15 protein-coding genes are annotated in these 20072 nt (G+C 44.7%); 7 read left to right on the top strand and 8 right to left on the bottom strand.

Features of this window, described 5'->3' with window-relative positions; all coding sequences use genetic code 11:
- Window positions 1-168: 168 nt before the first annotated feature.
- Window positions 169-1194 (bottom strand): tRNA (adenosine(37)-N6)-threonylcarbamoyltransferase complex transferase subunit TsaD, encoded by a 1026-nt coding sequence (tsaD, locus tag PCAR9_RS03205; protein ID WP_179982376.1) that lies wholly within the window; start codon window positions 1192-1194, stop codon window positions 169-171.
- Window positions 1195-1717: 523 nt separating this feature from the next.
- Here tsaD and rpsU point away from each other — a divergent pair.
- From rpsU to rpoD, 4 genes are all read left to right on the top strand, one after another.
- The gene (gene rpsU, locus PCAR9_RS03200) at window positions 1718-1933 is read left to right on the top strand and encodes a 30S ribosomal protein S21 (protein WP_012517258.1); all 216 of its coding nucleotides are present in this window, start codon (window positions 1718-1720) and stop codon (window positions 1931-1933) included.
- Window positions 1934-2173: 240 nt separating this feature from the next.
- Window positions 2174-2620, top strand: a complete 447-nt coding sequence (locus PCAR9_RS03195) for a GatB/YqeY domain-containing protein (RefSeq protein ID WP_118490272.1) — start codon at window positions 2174-2176, stop codon at window positions 2618-2620.
- Window positions 2621-2793: 173 nt separating this feature from the next.
- Window positions 2794-4572 carry a DNA primase gene (gene dnaG, locus PCAR9_RS03190; RefSeq protein WP_179982375.1) on the top strand — a complete coding sequence of 593 codons (1779 nt, stop codon included), beginning with the start codon at window positions 2794-2796 and terminating at the stop codon, window positions 4570-4572.
- Window positions 4573-5014: 442 nt separating this feature from the next.
- Complete coding sequence (gene rpoD / locus PCAR9_RS03185; RefSeq protein ID WP_179982374.1) at window positions 5015-6850, top strand: RNA polymerase sigma factor RpoD; 1836 nt, start codon at window positions 5015-5017, stop codon at window positions 6848-6850.
- 177 nt (window positions 6851-7027) lie between these two features.
- Here rpoD and PCAR9_RS03180 read toward each other — a convergent pair whose 3' ends face one another.
- From PCAR9_RS03180 to PCAR9_RS03160, 5 genes are all read right to left on the bottom strand, one after another.
- Window positions 7028-8647 (bottom strand): methyl-accepting chemotaxis protein, encoded by a 1620-nt coding sequence (locus PCAR9_RS03180; protein WP_179982373.1) that lies wholly within the window; start codon window positions 8645-8647, stop codon window positions 7028-7030.
- A 157-nt stretch (window positions 8648-8804) separates the two neighbouring features.
- Window positions 8805-9986 carry a topoisomerase IV gene (locus PCAR9_RS03175; RefSeq protein ID WP_179982372.1) on the bottom strand — a complete coding sequence of 394 codons (1182 nt, stop codon included), beginning with the start codon at window positions 9984-9986 and terminating at the stop codon, window positions 8805-8807.
- A gap of 34 nt (window positions 9987-10020) precedes the next feature.
- A complete protein-coding gene (locus PCAR9_RS03170; protein ID WP_179985139.1) occupies window positions 10021-10425 on the bottom strand; it encodes a type 2 periplasmic-binding domain-containing protein in 405 nt (134 codons plus the stop codon).
- A 495-nt stretch (window positions 10426-10920) separates the two neighbouring features.
- The gene (locus PCAR9_RS03165; protein WP_179982371.1) at window positions 10921-14028 is read right to left on the bottom strand and encodes an efflux RND transporter permease subunit; all 3108 of its coding nucleotides are present in this window, start codon (window positions 14026-14028) and stop codon (window positions 10921-10923) included.
- Between the two features lie 13 nt (window positions 14029-14041).
- Complete coding sequence (locus PCAR9_RS03160; RefSeq protein WP_179982370.1) at window positions 14042-15091, bottom strand: efflux RND transporter periplasmic adaptor subunit; 1050 nt, start codon at window positions 15089-15091, stop codon at window positions 14042-14044.
- A gap of 318 nt (window positions 15092-15409) precedes the next feature.
- On the opposite strand from PCAR9_RS03160, the gene PCAR9_RS03155 reads away from it, so the two are divergent.
- The 3 genes from PCAR9_RS03155 to PCAR9_RS03145 all read left to right on the top strand — a co-directional run bounded on the left by PCAR9_RS03155 (window position 15410) and on the right by PCAR9_RS03145 (window position 17946).
- A complete protein-coding gene (locus tag PCAR9_RS03155) occupies window positions 15410-15874 on the top strand; it encodes an NUDIX hydrolase (protein ID WP_232091106.1) in 465 nt (154 codons plus the stop codon).
- A 65-nt stretch (window positions 15875-15939) separates the two neighbouring features.
- A complete protein-coding gene (locus PCAR9_RS03150; RefSeq protein ID WP_179982368.1) occupies window positions 15940-16707 on the top strand; it encodes a class II aldolase/adducin family protein in 768 nt (255 codons plus the stop codon).
- Between the two features lie 54 nt (window positions 16708-16761).
- Window positions 16762-17946: a mandelate racemase/muconate lactonizing enzyme family protein gene (locus tag PCAR9_RS03145; protein WP_179982367.1), complete on the top strand. Its 1185-nt coding sequence runs from the start codon at window positions 16762-16764 to the stop codon at window positions 17944-17946.
- Between the two features lie 106 nt (window positions 17947-18052).
- On the opposite strand, the gene PCAR9_RS03140 is transcribed toward PCAR9_RS03145, so the two are convergent.
- Window positions 18053-18928 carry an amidohydrolase family protein gene (locus tag PCAR9_RS03140; RefSeq protein WP_179982366.1) on the bottom strand — a complete coding sequence of 292 codons (876 nt, stop codon included), beginning with the start codon at window positions 18926-18928 and terminating at the stop codon, window positions 18053-18055.
- Between the two features lie 109 nt (window positions 18929-19037).
- Window positions 19038-19829 (bottom strand): SDR family NAD(P)-dependent oxidoreductase, encoded by a 792-nt coding sequence (locus PCAR9_RS03135; RefSeq protein ID WP_179982365.1) that lies wholly within the window; start codon window positions 19827-19829, stop codon window positions 19038-19040.
- Window positions 19830-20072 lie beyond the last annotated feature (243 nt).

Below are 20072 nucleotides of genomic sequence, written 5' to 3'. Positions count from 1 at the left end.
ATTTTGGTAAAATAAAAGGCAATGGGACGCGCTCCCATTGCCTTTACTTTTTGTTTGTCTGTTTTGCCTGCTTGTTGTTATTCTTGATATCTGCCTTTTGCACATCCTATGCATACCTTGATAAGCAGTATCGGTTTCACAACATCATTTAAAACCCAGTCGACGTTTTTAAATAGCTGACAAGGTATCAAGAGGCCATCGCGGTTTGGCTTGTGACGATAACGCCAAGGTTTCGCCTGCTTTCAAGCGCTGCATCCCCGCATAGGCAATCATGGCACCATTGTCTGTACAATACGCTAAGCTAGGGTAAAACACCTCACCTTTTAGCTCTTGCATCAGGGCTTTCATCTCACCGCGCAGCATTGTATTTGCGCTTACGCCGCCAGCAATAACCAAACGCTTCATGCCAGTCTGCTTTAATGCTCGCTTACATTTAATGATAAGCGTATCCACTACGGCTTCTTGAAACGCGTAGGCAATATTCGCTTTAATTTGCTCAGCATCATCACCGGTTAAATCAGCATCGCGAATGGTGTTTGCAGCAAAGGTCTTTAAGCCGCTAAAACTGAAGTCTAAGCCTGGTCGGTCGGTCATTGGACGTGGGAATTTGTAGTGTCCCGCTTCGCCCTTTTCCGCCAATTTTGCCAAGAGAGGGCCGCCAGGGTAATCAAGACCAAGTAGTTTAGCGGTTTTATCAAAAGCTTCGCCTGCGGCATCGTCAATTGACTCGCCAAGTACTTCATACTGGCCAATGCCTTCTACTTTAACCAACATCGAGTGACCGCCCGACACCAATAGCGCAACAAAAGGAAATTCTGGGGCATCATCTTCAAGCATAGGCGCTAGCAAATGCCCCTCCATATGATGAACACCTACTGCAGGTACGTTCCACGCATATGAGAGAGACCGTCCTACCGATGAACCTACTAACAGTGCCCCTACTAAACCCGGGCCTTGAGTAAAGGCAACGCCGTCGATATCTGATGGTTGGGTATTCGCATCTTCCATGGCTTTTTCAATTAAAGGAATGATTTTTCTTACATGATCCCGTGAAGCAAGCTCGGGCACCACACCGCCATAATCAGCGTGTAGCTTTACTTGGCTGTATAGTTCGTGTGACAACAAGCCTTTTTCATCGTCATAAACGGCGATGCCAGTTTCGTCACAAGATGTTTCTATTCCTAAAATACGCATGGGGAGCAACCCTTTCTACTACTAACTTTAACGCCTAGCTTTTGGATGTATAGCAAAGCTGCTTAACACATGAATTGCTCACTACCGTGCTGTGAACAACACTTAGTAGAGCGAATACCAAAAACTGTGAAAATAATTCTGGCGATCTGGCGGGATCATCTTTATGATCCCGGCGCGATCATAACACTACCCTCGTCAGGATCATTTGCTTTCTACTTTTGATCAAAAAATATATCAGAAGAAACATGAGCAAAAAGCATTCTGAAAAGGGCGCTTATACAAGCCGCGTTAAACAACACGGTGCTTAACGAGCGCAGAGTTTACCTTTTATCCTGCATTCATGGAATGCCAGTGAACAGGTAAATGAACGGTAAATGCACAATATTGGCTATTTTTTGGCAATTCATCCTTTACTTTCTCTGTAGATATGATTAGAATTTCGCACCATTTTTAACCCGGGTGGCCTTTTTAGCGCACAATTTTACCCGGATTTACACAGTAAAAGTTTTGAGGTGAGTGTTTAATGCCTATCGTTAAAGTTAGAGAAAACGAGCCGTTTGATGTGGCGCTGCGTCGTTTTAAGCGTTCTTGTGAAAAAGCAGGTGTTCTTTCTGAAGTTCGTCGTCGTGAATTCTTCGAAAAGCCAACTTGGGAACGCAAGCGCAAGAAAGCTGCCGCTAAAAAGCGTCATCTTAAGAAGCTAGCTCGTGAAAACGCACGTCGCGTAAAACTCTACTAATATAGGGTTAAGTAACGAGTCTGAAAGGTGTTGCAATTGCAGCACCTTTCGCGTTTCTGGGCCTCTGTTTTTTCGGCCTTATTATTAACGACTCCATTTTTTCCTTTTCAAATGGTTGCATTTGATTTTCAACCTGGGGCTTAATAATACCAGTCCGCATAGATCATTATCTTCTGAGTGGGCAATGATCTATGCGGTTTGATATAAGCTCAATCTACTAATAAAAAATCAGGAAACATCATGGCACTAATTGATGATTTAAAAGCAGCGCAAAAAGATGCGATGCGTGCTAAAGAAAAAGTACGTCTTGGTACTATTCGTATGGCTATGGCTGCCATTAAGCAAAAAGAAATCGATGAACAAATCACGCTAGACGATAGCGCAATCTTAGCGGTACTAACCAAAATGGTTAAACAGCGTCAAGACGCGGCAGCGCAATACGACGCAGCAAACCGCGAAGACCTAGCTAGCAAAGAGCGTGAAGAAATAACTTATATTGAAGATTTCTTGCCTCAGCCTTTGACTGACGATGAACTCAATGCCCTTATCGACGAAACTATGGCTGCGACCGGCGCTTCGGGTATGCAAGACATGGGTAAAGTCATGGGCGCATTGAAGCCTAAAGTTCAAGGCCGTACCGATATGGGCGCATTGAGTGCTAAAATAAAGGCACGCTTGAACGCTTAGGCTTAGTCCTTTATTAAAGTGAAGTATTTTGAAGGTGTGCATATCCACACCTTCGTTATTCTCATTTAACCACTTCCCTGTTACAGTAATTCACTGTTTTCATCATGTCGTTGCCTTTTGTTTAGAAAGCCGTCACGACTTGTGCTTTACTAATCCTTGTTGAAAATACCCTCATGGCTGGAAAAATACCTCGCGATTTTATAGATGATCTACTATCACGTACTGACGTGGTAGAAGTAGTAGATAGCCGAGTCAAACTCAAAAAAGCAGGTAAGAATTACCAAGCGTGCTGCCCTTTTCATAATGAGAAATCGCCGTCTTTCACCGTTAGCCAAGACAAGCAGTTCTATCACTGTTTCGGATGTGGCGCTCACGGTAATGCTATCTCTTTTATTATGGAATTCGACCGTCTTGAGTTTGTAGAGGCTATTGAAGAGCTAGCGCGTTATCACGGGCTTGAAGTACCTCGAGAAAAAGGCAGTCGGCCTGCCATGAGCGAAGAGAAAAAGCAGCAACAGCAAGACGACTATGCAGTGATGGAACAAGTCACACGCTTTTTCCAGCACCAGTTGCGCCAAAACGGAAATAGTAAAAAAGCCATCGACTATTTAAAAAATCGTGGGCTAAGTGGTGATATCGTCAAGCAATGGGAAATTGGCTACGCCCCTGACAGCTGGGATGCGCTGCTAAATACCTTTGGTAAAGACCCACAGCGCATCAAGCAGCTGGTCGATTTAAAGCTTGTTAATAAAAACGACCAAGGACGTACCTACGACTTCTTCCGCGACCGCATAATGTTTCCTATCAGGGATAAACGAGGTCGCGTTGTCGGCTTTGGTGGTCGTGTTTTAGATGATGGCGGTCCTAAATACTTAAACTCACCAGAAACCCGTATTTTTCATAAAGGCAGCGAGCTTTTCGGGTTTTACTCAGCGCGCCAGAATAATAGAACGCTAGATACGGTTGTTGTTGTTGAAGGCTATATGGATGTTGTGGCATTGAGTCAGTTCGACATTAATATTGCTACCGCAGCCTTAGGTACAGCTACCACGCCTGAACATATTCAAATGCTGGTTCGTGCTACGTCTCATATTGTATGCTGTTATGACGGCGACCGCGCTGGACGCGAAGCTGCATGGCGTGCGCTAGAAAACGCCTTACCGGCGCTAAAAGATGGCGTGCGCATATCGTTTTTATTCCTACCCGACGGTGAAGACCCTGATACTATGGTTCGCCAAGTAGGTAAAGATGCCTTCATGGAAATGCTCGATAACGCTACGCCCTTGTCGCGTTTCTTTTTTGAGAACTTGCTAAAAACCCACAACGTCGGTACGCCAGAAGGTAAAATTGCTCTTAAAAAAGCAGCAATGCCGCTTATTGAAAGCACCTTAGGTGATGACCAAAAGCAAATGTTGCTAGAAGAATTAGCCAAGCACACTGGCGAGTTCGATCGATTTAAACTTCAGCAAGATATTACTAAAGCGAATCAAGGTTCGAAGCAAGCTTATTCACCTAACCGCAATCAAGTAAATAAGCCTAAACTTTCACCCCTTCGTATGCTGATACGCTTACTGCTTGATAAGCCTGAGCTAGCCGCACGTTGCGAAGATGTTCAGATAGATATATTCGCCGGTAGCAATGCTGCCGGTATGGATTTATTGCGCGATATTCACAGCTATTGTGTCACCCACCCTCACGCAAAAACTGCGCAGCTTGTTGAAAATTTCCGCGACCATCCCCATTCTTCTACTATCGCGAAATTATTGTTGCAAGAACACTTAGTCAAAGATGAGGATGCTGAGCGTGTATATAACGACAGCTTCGCTCGCTTACTAGACAGGCATTTCGATAGCCGCATTGAAACCTTAATTTCACGCTCGCGGGTTCAACCGCTGACTCAAGCGGAAAAACAGGAATTGAACCTGCTTATGAGGGAAAGACAGAAGAGTTAACCTGAGGGTAATGAACTTTGGGTTAATCTGTTTTTGCGTAGTAAGCTTTACATTTAGCTCGCTTTCACCTTGCAATTATGGACTATGCAAGTAGTAAAGGCGGAAATGTAAAAAGCACTGGCTAAAAAATCGGCCGTCAATCTGGTAAAACCACCGCTTATTCTGCTATACTGGCTAATTCGCTGCGGGCATGTTTAAACATGGTCCACACTTATAAGTGAACAAAAATGCAGCAACACGAGTAGCAAAGATATAGCCGAACATAACGGGCAGAACCGAACCCGAGCAGATGTGCATCGTAAATATATTGGTTTATACCAGCGTGGCATCTAGCATTAACGGCCTTGATACAAATGCAGTACTACAGCAGAACGGGGAACATACCTAGGCGTATGTTGTCTTTTCTATTGCAAACTAATTGAATGTGAGAAGTGTAGGTTATATGGCGCAAAGCAAGCAGTCTCAGATTAAACTCCTGATTGCAAAAGGTAAAGAGCAAGGTTACTTAACCTTTGCAGAAGTAAACGACCACCTGCCGCAAGATATTGTCGATTCTGATCAAATCGAAGACATAATCCGCATGATTAATGACATGGGAATTCAAGTTTCTGAATCAGCTCCTGATGCAGATGAACTTCTCATGCAAGAAGCGAATGCTGATGAAGACGCTGCAGAAGCAGCAGCTCAAGCACTTGCTACTGTAGAAAGTGAAATTGGCCGTACGACTGACCCAGTTCGCATGTACATGCGTGAAATGGGTACCGTTGAACTTCTTACACGTGAAGGCGAAATTGAAATCGCTAAGCGTATTGAAGACGGTATTAACCAAGTACAGTGTTCGGTTGCTGAATATCCAGAAGCGATCACTTACCTGTTAGATCAGTGGGATTTATACGAAGCCGAAGAAATTCGTCTAAGTGATATTATCTCTGGCTTTGTTGATCCTAACGATGATCAAGATCTCGCGCCAACTGCAACACACGTAGGCTCAGAGTTATCTGAAGAAGAGTTAGATGACGAAGATGACGATGATGACGATGACGACGACGAAGATGAAGACGATAGCGGCGTAGACCCAGAGCTAGCGCGCGAACGCTTCGCAGAACTTCGTGAACAGTACCTAAAAACTCGTGAAGTTATCGAGAAGAAGGGTCGTTCTCATGCCGATTCTCGTACACAAATCAACGCACTAAGCGACGTATTTAAAGAGTTCCGTCTAGTTCCTAAGCAATTTGATCGCATGGTTAAAAACATGCGTGCAATGATGGACAAAGTACGTATCCAAGAACGTCTTGTAATGAAGTTCTGTGTTGTTAATGCAAAAATGCCTAAGAAAGATTTTATAAAAGCTTTCGCGGGTAATGAAACATCTACTGCATGGTTACACGAAGCAGTTAATTCAGGTGCACCTTATGCAGCTGAACTTGCAGTTAACCAAGAAGAGATTGAGCGCTGCATTAGCAAGATGAATCAAGTTGAGCAAGAAACTGGCTTGGTTATCGCTGATATTAAAGACATCAACCGTCGCATGTCGATTGGTGAAGCGAAAGCGCGTCGTGCGAAAAAAGAAATGGTTGAAGCTAACCTTCGTCTTGTTATCTCAATTGCGAAGAAGTACACCAACCGCGGTCTTCAGTTCCTTGACCTTATCCAAGAAGGTAATATTGGTCTGATGAAGGCGGTAGATAAGTTCGAATACCGTCGTGGTTATAAGTTCTCAACTTATGCAACGTGGTGGATTCGTCAGGCGATTACTCGTTCAATTGCTGACCAGGCGCGTACTATCCGTATTCCTGTGCACATGATTGAAACGATTAACAAGCTAAACCGTATCTCTCGTCAAATGCTTCAGGAAATGGGTCGTGAACCTACGCCTGAAGAATTGTCAGAGCGCATGTTAATGCCTGAAGACAAGATTCGTAAGGTACTTAAGATTGCTAAAGAGCCAATCTCGATGGAAACACCTATCGGCGATGATGAAGATTCACATCTTGGCGACTTTATCGAGGACAGCACTATTATTCAGCCCCTCGATTCAGCAACTGGCGGTAGCTTAAAAGGCGCAACGCAAGAAGTACTAGCAGGCCTAACGGCTAGAGAAGCTAAAGTACTACGTATGCGTTTCGGTATTGACATGAATACCGATCACACGCTTGAAGAAGTAGGTAAGCAGTTTGACGTTACTCGTGAGCGTATTCGTCAGATTGAAGCTAAAGCGCTTCGCAAACTTCGCCACCCTAGCCGTTCTGAGCAGCTACGCAGCTTCTTAGACGAATAGAAAAATATTACCTTAAATAAAAATCCTCAGCCCTTGCTGGGGATTTTTTTTATCTTAATTTCCCGGACCTTATGTTTCTATAACAAACTAAAACTCATTGTTCTCACATTCCGCTGCGCACATAAAAAAGCCCCCGTCAGGAGGCTTTCAATACGCTTTAGAAAAGTTAGGTAGAGCTTACACTCTAAACTGCTTAGCGATTGATTCGAGGTGTTGCGCAAGGTCAGCAAGCTCATTACACATAGTCCCCAGTTCGCCTGAGCGGCTTGCAGTTTGCTCTGTTCGCACATGAATTTCATCCACGTGACGTACAATATCTACCGCAACAGTGCGCTGGTCTTCAGTATTATGGGCAATCTGTTCATTCATTTGGTTGATGCGACCGATAGTACTGGTAATGGTTTCTAAGCTGCTGCCCGCTTTATTGGCGGTTTCTACGCTATTTGTGGCCTGCTCGGTACCACGAGCCATTACTTCAACCGCTGAATGTGCGGCACTTTGAAGCTGTTCGATTGTGCTTTGAATCTCTTCTGTAGATTGCTGCGTGCGTGAGGCCAAAGTTCTAACTTCGTCGGCAACTACTGCAAAGCCTCGCCCTTGCTCACCCGCTCTCGCTGCTTCAATTGCCGCATTTAAGGCAAGTAGATTGGTTTGCTCTGCGATACCTTTAATGACATCGAGTACCGAGCCAACCTTGTTTGAATCAGATTCTAGGCGACCAATAACGTCGGCTGTTTCGCGCACGTTTTCAGCAAGCTGCTGAATACTAGTCACGGTTTGCTGCACAATTTGACGACCTTCACTTGCCGCTGTAGTCGCTTCGTTGGCGTCACTGGCCGCTTGGGCTGCACTGTGTGCAACACCATCAACTGAGCCGCTCATAGTATCTACTGCACTTTTCGCATTAGTAGCAGACTGCTGTTGAACGTCTATGGTGCGCTGCGTTTCCTCTGTAACGCCGCGTAGGTTTTGCGCTAAGTTCGATAGCGGTAAACTCGCTTCAACCACATCACGCACTACGCCTTGTAGCTTATCCATAAATTGATTGAACCAGTAAACCAGCTCACCAATTTCATCTTCGCTTTTCGTGTCAATACGTACTGTTAGGTCGCCATTTTCTTGCGCAATATCTTTAAGAGAACGAACAACATCATCAATACTCTGCTTAATACCACGAACAATAGGTACTGCGGTTGCAAACAATAAAATGGTAACAACAATAGCTAAAATAACGCCCGTGCTAATCAGTGATGTATTTGCGCTATCTGTGTTTTCAAATGCTTTTTCAAACGCGGCTTGCTGTGCATCGCGAAATTGTGACATAGCGGCAATAGCACCGTCGTAAGACTGATTCATTTGAGCAGACAGTTTACCTAGGCGACTAAAGTCAGCTGTGCCGTCTACCATGGATTGTGAAACTTCGTAGGCGACGTCAAAGTATTTGTCGAAACCTGAGGATATACGAGAGATATCTGAACGAAACTCAGGGCTGATATTCGCGATTTGATTAAGCCCTTTCTTCGCTTCTTCTGCCAATTCTTGCGCCACAGTAAGGGTATCTTGATCACCTGTTGTTACTGCACTTGCTAAGGTGTCACGCACTTTTTGCATGTCGACCAGTGTCGATGCTGAAAGCTGTAACGCCGGGAACTGAACTTGCTGTACTTTTTCAAGTGTTGCGCCATTATTGAGCGCGGTGTAGATAGTGATAAGCAAATAAATAATAAAACTTAGCGCTGCGATCCCCGGTATAAGGAAAATCTTAGTCGCAATTGGCATTTTCTTTAGAAAGTTCATCAACTATCCCACTGTTTTTTATGATTGTGCAACTGCCTTTCACTTAACTTTTCAAAAAGCGCTGCACTTTGTTTGGTCTACCTAATTTATCTACCTATTAGTAAAAAACTTTAACGAAATTATGGCCTCGCACAAGTACAAGGCCATAAATAGGTAGTTAGAACGTATAATTTACGCCAACTTTAAGTAGTGTTGCATCATTCAGATCATTTAGATCGTCTGAGTACCAGGTTACATCGGTTTTAAGTGCAAAACCTGGCTCCACGTCGTAGCGAAGGCCCACAGTAACTGCTGATACATCTAGCTCTTGTTGAGCTGCAATGCCAGCAGCACCTTGATAGATAGAAGCCCAAGTCGCATCAGTAACCGCGTCTCCAGTAGAGATAGTTGATGGAAGTGCTGCTACAAGGCCAAGCTGAGTACCGTTATCCGCTTCTTCAACTTCATAAGTAATGTGCGGCGTAAACTTGCCGAAGCGCATACCTGCAGTAACGTACCATGCTTTATTATCAGCGATAACAGAACCATCAACCTCTGTCTGCGTAAATTCTGCGCCTACAAACCAGTCATACTTATCGATATCAACCGCTACTTCAAAGAAGGTACCAGTATCATCATTAACACTGAAGCCTTCTGCCGCAGCTGACGCATTTGGTACCGCTGCACCGAACGCCGACATTCCCTCTATAAACGAATCAAAATCTTCGTTTGCAGCACTTGTAGTACCGCGTGCAAGCAAGGTACGAGCGCTGAACCAGTCACGAGTCGCTTCAAAAGAAACCGCTACTACATTTTTTAAATCTAGCGCTGCAGGCGTACCTGAAATAGTCGTATCTGTTTCAACGCGCCCCATAGTAAGCTGTGCGCCGTACTCCCAGTCACCTGAGTAGTTCATGTAATCAACGCGAACACCATCAATGTTGTTAAAGTCGATACCGTAAATAGCATCCGGTGGTGTTAACCAGTGATAAGAGTAACCAATATCAAGAGATGCTGAGTATTTGAAAAGTGGCATACGTAGGCGACCGGCACTAATGTTGACATTGTTGTTCAACATATAAGTCATGTAAGCCCACTCGAAATCTGCGTCATAGTCTTCACTACCGCGGCCCACTAACTGTGCTGTAGCAGAAAGTTTATCGCTAACGTCACCGCGGACTTGTAGACCAAAAACACTGGCTGGATCGAAGTTAAAATCATTGTCGTAGCCATACACCGACTCATCATCATCCAGTGTCATTCCGCCGATAAGGTTTGCAAAGCCGTTAATTTGAATGTCGGCTAGTGCTGGAGTAGCCAAAAGGCCAGCCATAGATAAGATAGCTAATTTGGTTTTCATGCGTGTTCCTTAAATTCTTTGTATTAACGGTAAGTTAGAAGGTAGCGACTACGCGTACGCTATCGTTAACAGCGCCAGCGTCGACATAACCAATAGCGCCAGGATTACTTGCAACTGCAGAAATAACGTCTGCGTCACTGCCTAAGGACTTTGGAGGTTGACCTTTACCGGTAAAAACAAGTTTTGACCAAAACGCAGTAAGCTGTGCTGCAGTTTTGTTTAATACTTTGCCGTTAAATTCGTCGGTGGCAGACTGACCTTCAGCTAACGCGATAGGTTCTGCTTTGGTACCGCTAGGAAATGCTTTGGCCTTGTTTAAGAAAAGACGGCTTATACTATCTTTATCTAGTGAATCACCGTTGCTAGGATGCACTATGACTGCTACATCAGCAATCGCGACGTTACAGCACAGTCCAGCTGCAAGTATCCATTTTTTCATCATATGTCCTCTGGAGTCTTTGTGAATGCTAGCCCATCGCTCTTCACTTTCTTTGAAGGCGCTAAAAACGACATTTACGTGTTTGAGCGATATGAAGCAAACAGGTGCTTGTGTGTCCAAACATTTACAACGAGATAAGTATTGGTCACAAATGCAATATTCGCCACTTTGAGCTTTAAATATTTATCTTATATAAATTAGTAGCTTATATAAGTGCTTGGGAATGGCGCGAAGTGTAGTGTAAGTAGAAAGTTAAACAACTATACGATTGTCTAATACATACTGTTGGCGCTTATAAGTATTAATAAAAAAACTAAATGCATTGCAAAAAAACCAAACTAGTTCATATATATCAGGAACTTAAAAAAATTAAGCATCGTAATAGAAGTGATAGAAATTCATATTAGAGTATGAAAGAAGATACCTGAACTTTTGAACCCGCCCAACTGGCATTGGCGCGGGCCCAAGAGTAAACAATAGTCTATAAGCGAATACCTATGACTCACCTTTCTTGTAAGGAATCGTTTTTTCCAGCGCTTCGATTTCGTTGGTTCGCTGCATAGGAGAGCCTGTTTTCCTTGCAAGCCAGCTATACGCTGTAGGAACAACATAAAGGGTCATAAATGCTGAAACAAGTACGCCTGAGAAGATAACCATACCGATCACCATCCGGCTTTCAGCGCCAGGTCCTGATGCAAGCACCAAAGGTAAAGAGCTAAACACGGTGGTAAACCCTGTCATTACGATAGGGCGCAAACGCTGTGCGGCAGCACGCTTAAGTGCGAGTTCAAACTCCATACCTGCATCGCGAAGTTGATTAGCGAACTCTACTATTAATATGCCATTTTTTGCGGCAAGCCCAATAAGCATAACCAAACCAATTTGACTGTAGATATTAATCGTCATACCGCTAAAAAACAGCCCGATGTATGCCCCAACGAGAGCTAAGGGCACGGTAAGCATTATTACTAACGGATGCACCCAGCTTTCAAACTGCGCGGCCAATATCAAGTAAGTGACCGCAAGTGCTAGCATAAAGACATAAACAAATGAGTTGCCCGCTTCTTGATAAAGCTGTGATTCACCTTTGTAATCGATAGATACGTTATCGGGCAGTTCAGTAGCCACAATATTTTCTAAGTAGGCAAGTGCCTCACCAAGTGTATAACCATCTGCTAAGTTAGCCGATATAGTAACGGCCCGCATTCTGTTATAGCGGTTTAGTCTTGCCGAGGTAGCCTGCTCTTCAAAGGTAAGTAAGTTATCCATAGGGATAAGCTCACCGGTACGAGATGACCTCACGTATAAATTTTCAATACTGTTAGGGCTTCTGAAGTCTTCTTCTATGCCTTCCATGATAACGTCGTATTCTTCACCTCTATCGAGGAAAGTAGACACCCTACGCTGTCCCAGCATTACTTCTAAAGTTCCGCCAATATCACTAATTGATACTCCCAAATCAGCTGCTCTGTCCCGATCGATATTAACCAACAGCTGGGGTGATGTCTCCTTATAATCGGAGTCTAGCCGAATTAATCCCGGGTTTTGCGCGGCTTTTTGTAACACTATGTCGCGCCACTCTACAAGGTTCTCATAAGTATCACCTTGTAAGACGAACTGAACAGGACGCCCTAGCCCACCTCCTGATATCCCACTTCGCATGATGGCAAACGCGCGAACATCAGGTACGCCGTTAAGCTTGCCGCTGATTTCATCCATTAGTGAAAATGTACTGAAATCACGCTCATCCCAATCTGCAGAACCGACGATCGCTATCCCCGCGTTTCCGCCAAAACCAGGTGTTCTCACCAAGAGACGATTAATTTTACCGCTCTCGCGATAGGGCATTAAAATGCTTTCTATTTGCTCTAGATTTCGTGCGTTACTTTCAAAGCTCGCCCCTTCCTGAGCATTCATTAAGATGAAAAAGTTACCTCTATCTTCTTTAGGAACGAACTCACTAGGTACTTTCTCTGAGAGTTGAACTAACGCAACAATCGCAATTACAAGCATTAGCAGCATAAGAAAAGGTTGGTGTAAGGTTTTACCCAACGTATTGAAGTAACTGCTTGCAAGCTTTGAAAAACGCTTATCCATCCAGCTTCCGAAGCCTGACGAACGTGGGCGTTTTTTAAGTATTTTTGACGCCATCATGGGCGACAAAGTAAGCGCGGTAAAGCTTGAAAATGCGACCGCTGCAGCAATGGCCAACGCAAACTCGGTGAAAAGTCTGCCTATATTACCTTCAAGGAAAACCAAAGGAACGAACACAGAAATAAGTACCAGTGTGGTGGCAATTACGGCAAACCCGACCTCTTTGGCTCCGCGATAGGCAGCCAAAATAGGCGGCTCTCCCATCTCAATGCGTCGATAGATGTTCTCAAGTACAACAATAGCATCGTCTACCACTAGGCCAATCGCTAATACCATAGCAAGCAGGGTTAGCAGGTTTATCGAAAAGCCCAGCGCATACATCACGATAAAAGCCGCAATTATAGAAACAGGCACGGTAACCGCAGGAATTAGGGTGGCGCGAATATTACCTAGGAAAAGATATATTACGATCACTACCATGAGCATAGCGATCCCCAAGGTCTCATACACCTCGTCAATCGATGCCTCAATGAAAACTGACGAGTCGTAACTTGGTACAATAAAAATGTTATCTGGAAGGGTCGCTTCTATTTTTTCAATCTGCGCTTTAGCTGCACGAGCTACTTCGAGAGTATTGGCTTTAGACTGCTTGATGATGCCTAGGCCTATCATATTGACGCCATCACCCCGAAACTCTGTCTCGTCATCTTCGGCGGTTAGCTCAACGTGGGCTATTTCGCCTAGACGCACCAGATAGCCGTTATCCCCTACTGCAACAGTTAGCGCTGCAAAATCATCTGGCGTTAGAAACGTTCGCGCTACCCGTACTTCAAAGTCACGATCATTACTTTCTACTTCACCAGCAGGTAACTCTACGTTTTCGGCGCGGATTACTTGCTCAACATCGCTAACTGTTATGCCTCTAGCCGCCATAGCATTGCGGTCTAAAAACACTTTCATGGCGTAGCGTCTTCCACCACCAATTTGAATTCTAGCCACACCGTCCACAATGGATAGCCTGTCAACCAGCACACGTTCTGCGTAGTCGGTTAACTCCATAGTATTGAGGTTGGTGCTTCGTAGGTTGTACCACACCACGGCACTTTCATCTGAGTTCGCTTTAGATACTTCAGGGGGATCGGCTTGATCGGGCAAGTTATTTAACGCGCGGCTGACTCGTTCGCGCACGTCGTTAGCTGCCGCATCGATGTCTCGGGAAAGTTTAAACTCGATTGTGATGTCTGAACGACCATTACGAGATGTAGAGGTAACGTTCTTTATGCCCTCAATACCCGAAATTCTGTCTTCAAGAAGCTGGGTAATCCGGGTCTCGACTATGTTCGCCGAAGCCCCTGTGTAGTTTGTATTAACCGAGACAATGGGTGGGTCGATGTCGGGGTATTCCCGTAAACTCAACATGGAGAACGCGGAAATACCAAAGATAATCAGTAGTAAATTAAGTACGGTCGCAAAAACTGGGCGCTTTACAGAAACGTCTGACAATAGCATAACTGTATACTCCCTAGCGGTTTAATACATTAACCGGAGATTGGTCACGTACGCGAAGTGTCCCTTCGGTTATTACTTCATCTCCTTCACTTAAACCGCTGATAATTTGCACTTGCCCGGGTCGACGCTCACCAATTTCCACCTCAGTTTGATGTGCAACATTATCTTTAACCACATAAACAAACTGCTTGTCTTGCACTGGCACCAGTGCCTTTTCTGGCAAGACTAAAGCACTAAGTACACGTTTTTCTACCACAACGGTTAGCAGCATACCTGGGCGTAGACGACTGTCTTGGTTATCAATAGTTGCGCGCACGCGGATGGAGCGGCTAATGGGGTCTAAGCGCGTATCAATATTGGTAATTTTTCCTGTAAACTCTTCTCCAGGATAAGCGACTGACGACGCACTTACCAATTGCCCTTTAGCAACGCTAGCCAGGTGGTTTTCAGCGATACTAAAATCAACTTTGATTTGGCTAATATCATCTAACGTGGTGATAGAGTCGCCTGGCTGAATAAGAGAACCGATACTGATTTCTCGGTTGCCTAGCAGTCCATTAAATGGCGCGCGGACTTGCAAGTCGTTAAGCTGAGCTAACGCGACATCTAACTGAGCTTGTAATGCTTTTACACGGGCTTGCTGCTCATCAAGAAGCTGTTCAGAAGTAGCATTCGACTGACGCAAGTCGGCTATGCGGGTAAACTGGCGTTTAGCCTCATCAATGTTAGCTTTTAGCTCTTCTACTCTAGCACGCTCTTCAGTGTTGTTAAGCTGCACCAAAAGCTCGCCTTCTACAACTTTATCGCCATCATCGAAATTTATTGTTTTTACCGTATCAGTAACTTGAGCGGTAATATTCACAGATTCGTTAGCGGTAGCTGTGCCGAGCGACTCGATAGTGATAGGAAATGCCTGCGACGAAACGACTGCTGTTTTTACTGGTGTGGCTCTAGCGCCAGCGCTTGCTTTACTCTCTTCTTGTGGCATATTTAAATATGCCACAACACCAGCAAGCAACAACACGCCAAGTACTAAGGGCGATAACGAGAATCGTGAAGACATAACCTTTCCTATTGGTAAAATAGCATTGCGTTGAGCCTGAGCTTTTTTAAAAACTCAACGAATACTTCAGTACACAAAGTTCGCTTTATGTAAGCGCAAACTTTCCCAAACATCTTTTTGTGTACCGCGTTATTATTGTTAGTTGTGTTATTTTTATTTTTGCGTAGAGTCTGCTTGATAATATTGATTGCTATTACAACAATCGCAAACACCCGCTAGAGTATTTTACCCAAATCAATGGTCATCTTATTTCGCTTATCAGCTATATTCGCTGTTTTAACGCTTTTCGCATGTTCACCGACAACGCCTAGTTCCCCAATGTGCCGTATTTCAGATGCGCTGTTATCTAAGAATGTTCACGCCGAGATTAACGCTCAAGCTTCCCCCGTTGGCGCGGCCTGTTTAATAAAAACTGAAGGGAAAGTGTTACTGGTAAAGCACCGCCTGTCAGGCAAATTAGACTTCCCTGGCGGAGGGCTGGTTGAAGGTGAATCACTTGCCTGCACAGCCCATAGAGAAACGTGGGAGGAAACAGGTTTTAATGTAGAAGTTAAAGAATACCTATCAACGACAGCTAATGGTTTGGTCATATTCGGCTGTCATATAGATGCAGGCATTGAAAAGCTTCCCAACACTTTCGATGCACCACCGTGGGCAAAGATAGAAGTTGTCAGACTCGTTAAAGCAGACCCATTTATGCTCGACCATGATGCATTGCGTTATGCCGATGATCTTATTCCCTTGCGCGATGGCTATACCCAATTCGTTATAAAGCAGCACTGACAAAGCATTGTTCATTGTGTCTGGGATTGGTAAATTGTTCCAACTGAATAAACAGGAGAAGTGGCTTGTTTTCACTGCCAACATTAAGCTTAAAAGGCAAAGTATCTGAACAAGAATGGCAAACCCGTGTAGATTTGGCGGCGTGCTATCGATTAGTAGCAGATATGCGATGGGGCGATCTTATCTATACCCACATTTCCGCCAAGGTACCGGGCACAGACCATTATCTTGTTAATGCCTTTGGGCTTACTTTCGATGAAGTTACGGCTTCTAACTTGGTAAAAGTCGACTTAGACGGCAATATATTGGACGACACACCCTATGGGATTAACCCAGCCGGATTCACTATTCACAGTGCAATTCACGAAGTGCGCCACGACGCTCAATGCGTTATCCACCTACATACATTAGCTACCATTTCCGTAGCTTCGGTGAAAGGCGGATTGAAGCCGTGGAGTCAGTATTCAATGTTTTCGCTTCCTTCGCTTTCTTATCACAGCTATGAAGGCTTGGCCGTAGACGATAGCGAAAAGAAGCGTTTGCAAGACGATCTTGGCGATACGAACCACATGCTTTTGCCTAACCATGGCGGTTTAACCCTTGGTCCAACCGTTGGCGACGCCTTTATGCGCTTTTACGATTTACAGCGTGCGTGCGAAATCCAGCTTGCATTAATGCAATCTAACGAATCAGTTATCGAAATACCGCAAAGCATTATTGATGGTATATATGCTCAGGCAAATGTTGTTCACAGCGGCGAGACTGGCGGTCAAAAAGCATGGCCTGCTATGTTGCGCAAAGCCTATAAATTAGATCCAAGTTTTTGCGAATAATTGAGCCTATTTAGCTAAACGCCAACTCATTTTAAACAGGAATTGTTTTAACACATGAAAGTCACCAAAGTAGAAATTTTTGATATCGAATGCCCTAAACGCCCACAGTGGAACCCTGTTTTTGTACGTGTTTACACTGATGAAGGCATTACTGGCGTAGGTGAAGCAGGGCTTGCTTATGACTGGGGCCATAGCGCCGCAGCGCATATGATAAAGGAAATTGCCGAAGCCATGCTAATTGGCTTTAACCCTTTCCACACTGAGCTGCTTTGGTCGAGAATGCTGCGCGAGGGCTTTTGGGGATTAGGCGGCGGACCGGTAATTTATGCCGCGATGAGCGCGATTGATACCGCGCTTTGGGATATTAAAGGCAAAGCACTTGGTTTGCCTGTTTATGAACTACTTGGTGGTAAAACGAATGGCAAACTTCGTAGTTATGCCAGCCAGCTACAGTTTGACTGGGATAAAGAAGTCACCAAACTTAACGACCCAGCAGATTATGCTCGCGCCACTGAAAAAGCGCTGAAAGACGGTTACGACGCGGTAAAAGTTGACCCTATCGTTTACGACAAAGACGGCAACACTCACTTTGACAGAACTAAGCTGTTTACTAAGCCCGAGCTTAAACTTTTCAAAGCTCGCCTTCAGGCAATTAGAGACACCATGGGCGAAGATGGTGACATTATCTTTGAATGTCACAGCTTGTTAGGTGCATCAACGGCCATTCAGCTCGGCGATATCGTAGAAGAAATTGGCTGTTTGTATTACGAAGAGCCGGTTAATTACCTTAACTCTAAACTTCACGACAAAGTGGCGAAGAACGTCAACGTGCCGATTGCGGGCGGTGAACGCTTGTATCACCGCTGGGACGTACGCCCGTACCTTGAAGACCAGTCTCTTGATGTACTTCAACCTGATGTTGGCCTTTGCGGTGGTTTTACAGAAGCGAAGAAGGTATGTGATTATGCGGATATTTACGATGTACGCATTCAGGCTCATGTTTGCGGCGGCCCAGTTGCTACGGCGGCAAGTTTGCATTTAGAAACGGCTATTCCAAACTTTTTAATTCACGAGCATCACACCTATGCCATCAAAGATTGGAACCGTGAGCTTTGTATTCAAGACCCTCAGCCAGTTAACGGCTTTATAGAAGCGCCTGACACGCCGGGAATTGGTATCGACCTAAACGATGAGGTGGTTTACCGCTCGCCACACATGACGGTAACGGAACTTAAATAGCAAACTTACATACCGGCCTCTTGTACGTTTGCACGACCTTTACACAAAGTACCTGGAGAGCTCGACAGCGCCGGAATAAGCTATGAGGCTAGTTTCCGGCTGGCGCTTAAGCGATGTCGTACCATTGCTTGGCGTTTATAGACAACAGCGCCGCTTTTTGAGTTTCAGAAAGCGGCGTTATCATATCTGAGAACCCATGCCAAAGCTCAGCATAAGCCATTCGCCACTGGCACAACGGGAAGTTGCTCGCAAACATGATTTGATTTGTGCCAACTGTGTCCAATAAGGTTTCAAAAATATAGTTGGCTCGCTGCCAGTGCCACCTCCGCTCTTGCATTTCTAACCCTGAAAACTTAAACGCAACCTGCCCGGTTTCATTCAAGACTCGAGTATTTTGTCGCCACGTTCTAAACGCCAAGCTGTTTTTATCAAGTGGCGCAAGAGCGGCGTGGTTAATTGCTACTTTCAAAGCTGGGTTTTGTTCTAATACGTTAAGTAATGCAACTACGGCACTACTATCTGCAATATTAAACTGAGCATCAAAAGACAAGCCTTTAGTAGCCATGTGACCAAGCGCCCACTTTACTTTAGGGGCGCGCAAAAGCGTTTCAGCCTCATCATCTAAAATATGGCGAAGGCCTGATACAGAGGAATACAGCCCTAGCTTATCAATATGACTGCCAACGCTGTTTCCAGCTAAATCTATGCAACCAACCGAGCGAAATGGCAGTGTACAATGACGCTCTAGAAAGGCAATTTCTCGCCACGGTCTACTGTTATCGTAGCCAGCTTCAATATGCACAAACCCACAAAGCTGACCTAAAGATGCGCAATGAAGCATCGTCTCTGTGGTATTTTTGGCAATATTTTTCTTATCAGCCCAAAAAGGCGCATTAGTGGGTTTTAGCCAATTGTACTGACCTTCATCTAACGCAAAAAGATGGACATGAGGGTCTACCCACGTTTGTGAATGCTGAACCATTTTTTATTCTTTAACCCTGAATTTGTGCACTGCGTGTAGCGTTTTTTACATCGCTTATTTGCTGTAGCGCTATTTCGCTCTCACTATTGAGCAGCGCTTTCTGTGCCTCTTATTGAGCCGTATAGCCCCCATCCACAGCATACAAACTTCCCGTGATGAAAGACGCCTTATCGCTACATAAAAAATAGGTCAGTTCCGCTACATCCTCTGGCTGACCTAATCGCCCAATAGGCTGGGCTGCAGCTTCTTCGGCTACCACATCGCTTTTAATTGCGCCTGAGCGAGCAACGTAATTGTCAATCGCGTTATGAAATAAAGGGGTTTCAATGGTGCCTGGGCATACCGCGTTAACGCGAATGTTATATGGGGCATAATCAAGTGCCGTGGTTTTTGCGATAGACGCCAGCGCACCTTTACTTACCCCGTAGGCAAAGGAGTTTCGCTTTCCTACAAAAGACTGATCAGATCCCATCACCACAATAGCTCCACTCCCCTGCTTTTTCATCGTAGGCAAGCATGATTTAATTGCGCCATAGGCGCCTTTAACGTTAAGACTAAGCACCTTATCAAGCAAGGCTTCGTCGGTATCCTCAATAGTTGCAGACACGTGGATACCAGCATTACACACTAACGCGTCTATGCGTTGATAAGCCGTCATAACTTCATCGATTGCAGTCTTAATGTTACTTACCACGCTTACATCACAAGGCTTCCAAATAGCGTTAGTCACAGCTTGCTCAAAGTTTCTTATATCTAAGTTAACCACTTGATAGCCATTTTCGCTAAACAACTTGCATACCGCGAAACCGATACCCAAGCTTCCACCTGTGACTATACAAACCGGGGCCCGCGCTTCATTACTACTATGTTCAAGGTTTTTCTTCGCGCTATCTGAATTCATGTCTTTATGTACCGTGTTGCTGGTGCGTATGTGTTACTTCAATGTAGGCTAAGCATGCCAGTGAGAATGTGAATTGCAAGCGAGCTTAGCATTTGTGTTCGCCATTCTATATCAGCAGTGACGCTCAAGGCATCATCACTAGCATTTTCATGGGATGCTTTCATTGCCACATCATCCAAATTTATTATTAACTTTCCTTTAACGGACTATTCGGACTACGCTTTTTGTGACTATAATAGGCAA

This window comes from Alteromonas macleodii (genome assembly GCF_903772925.1).
GTDB classification, from domain to species: Bacteria; Pseudomonadota; Gammaproteobacteria; order Enterobacterales; family Alteromonadaceae; genus Alteromonas; species Alteromonas macleodii_A.
This window is presented reverse-complemented; position numbering and strand designations above follow the sequence as displayed.

Excerpts from the sequence above, each read along its gene's own strand:
- PCAR9_RS03135 (WP_179982365.1), bottom strand. The coding sequence starts at position 19,829 with ATGAATTCAGATAGCGCGAAGAAAAACCTTGAACATAGTAGTAATGAA.
- rpsU (WP_012517258.1), top strand. The coding sequence starts at position 1,718 with ATGCCTATCGTTAAAGTTAGAGAAAACGAGCCGTTTGATGTGGCGCTG.
- PCAR9_RS03180 (WP_179982373.1), bottom strand. The coding sequence starts at position 8,647 with ATGAACTTTCTAAAGAAAATGCCAATTGCGACTAAGATTTTCCTTATA.
- PCAR9_RS03175 (WP_179982372.1), bottom strand. The coding sequence starts at position 9,986 with ATGAAAACCAAATTAGCTATCTTATCTATGGCTGGCCTTTTGGCTACT.
- PCAR9_RS03155 (WP_232091106.1), top strand. The coding sequence starts at position 15,410 with ATGTGCCGTATTTCAGATGCGCTGTTATCTAAGAATGTTCACGCCGAG.
- PCAR9_RS03160 (WP_179982370.1), bottom strand. The coding sequence starts at position 15,091 with ATGTCTTCACGATTCTCGTTATCGCCCTTAGTACTTGGCGTGTTGTTG.
- dnaG (WP_179982375.1), top strand. The coding sequence starts at position 2,794 with ATGGCTGGAAAAATACCTCGCGATTTTATAGATGATCTACTATCACGT.
- tsaD (WP_179982376.1), bottom strand. The coding sequence starts at position 1,194 with ATGCGTATTTTAGGAATAGAAACATCTTGTGACGAAACTGGCATCGCC.
- PCAR9_RS03170 (WP_179985139.1), bottom strand. The coding sequence starts at position 10,425 with ATGAAAAAATGGATACTTGCAGCTGGACTGTGCTGTAACGTCGCGATT.
- PCAR9_RS03145 (WP_179982367.1), top strand. The coding sequence starts at position 16,762 with ATGAAAGTCACCAAAGTAGAAATTTTTGATATCGAATGCCCTAAACGC.
- rpoD (WP_179982374.1), top strand. The coding sequence starts at position 5,015 with ATGGCGCAAAGCAAGCAGTCTCAGATTAAACTCCTGATTGCAAAAGGT.
- PCAR9_RS03140 (WP_179982366.1), bottom strand. The coding sequence starts at position 18,928 with ATGGTTCAGCATTCACAAACGTGGGTAGACCCTCATGTCCATCTTTTT.
- PCAR9_RS03195 (WP_118490272.1), top strand. The coding sequence starts at position 2,174 with ATGGCACTAATTGATGATTTAAAAGCAGCGCAAAAAGATGCGATGCGT.
- PCAR9_RS03165 (WP_179982371.1), bottom strand. The coding sequence starts at position 14,028 with ATGCTATTGTCAGACGTTTCTGTAAAGCGCCCAGTTTTTGCGACCGTA.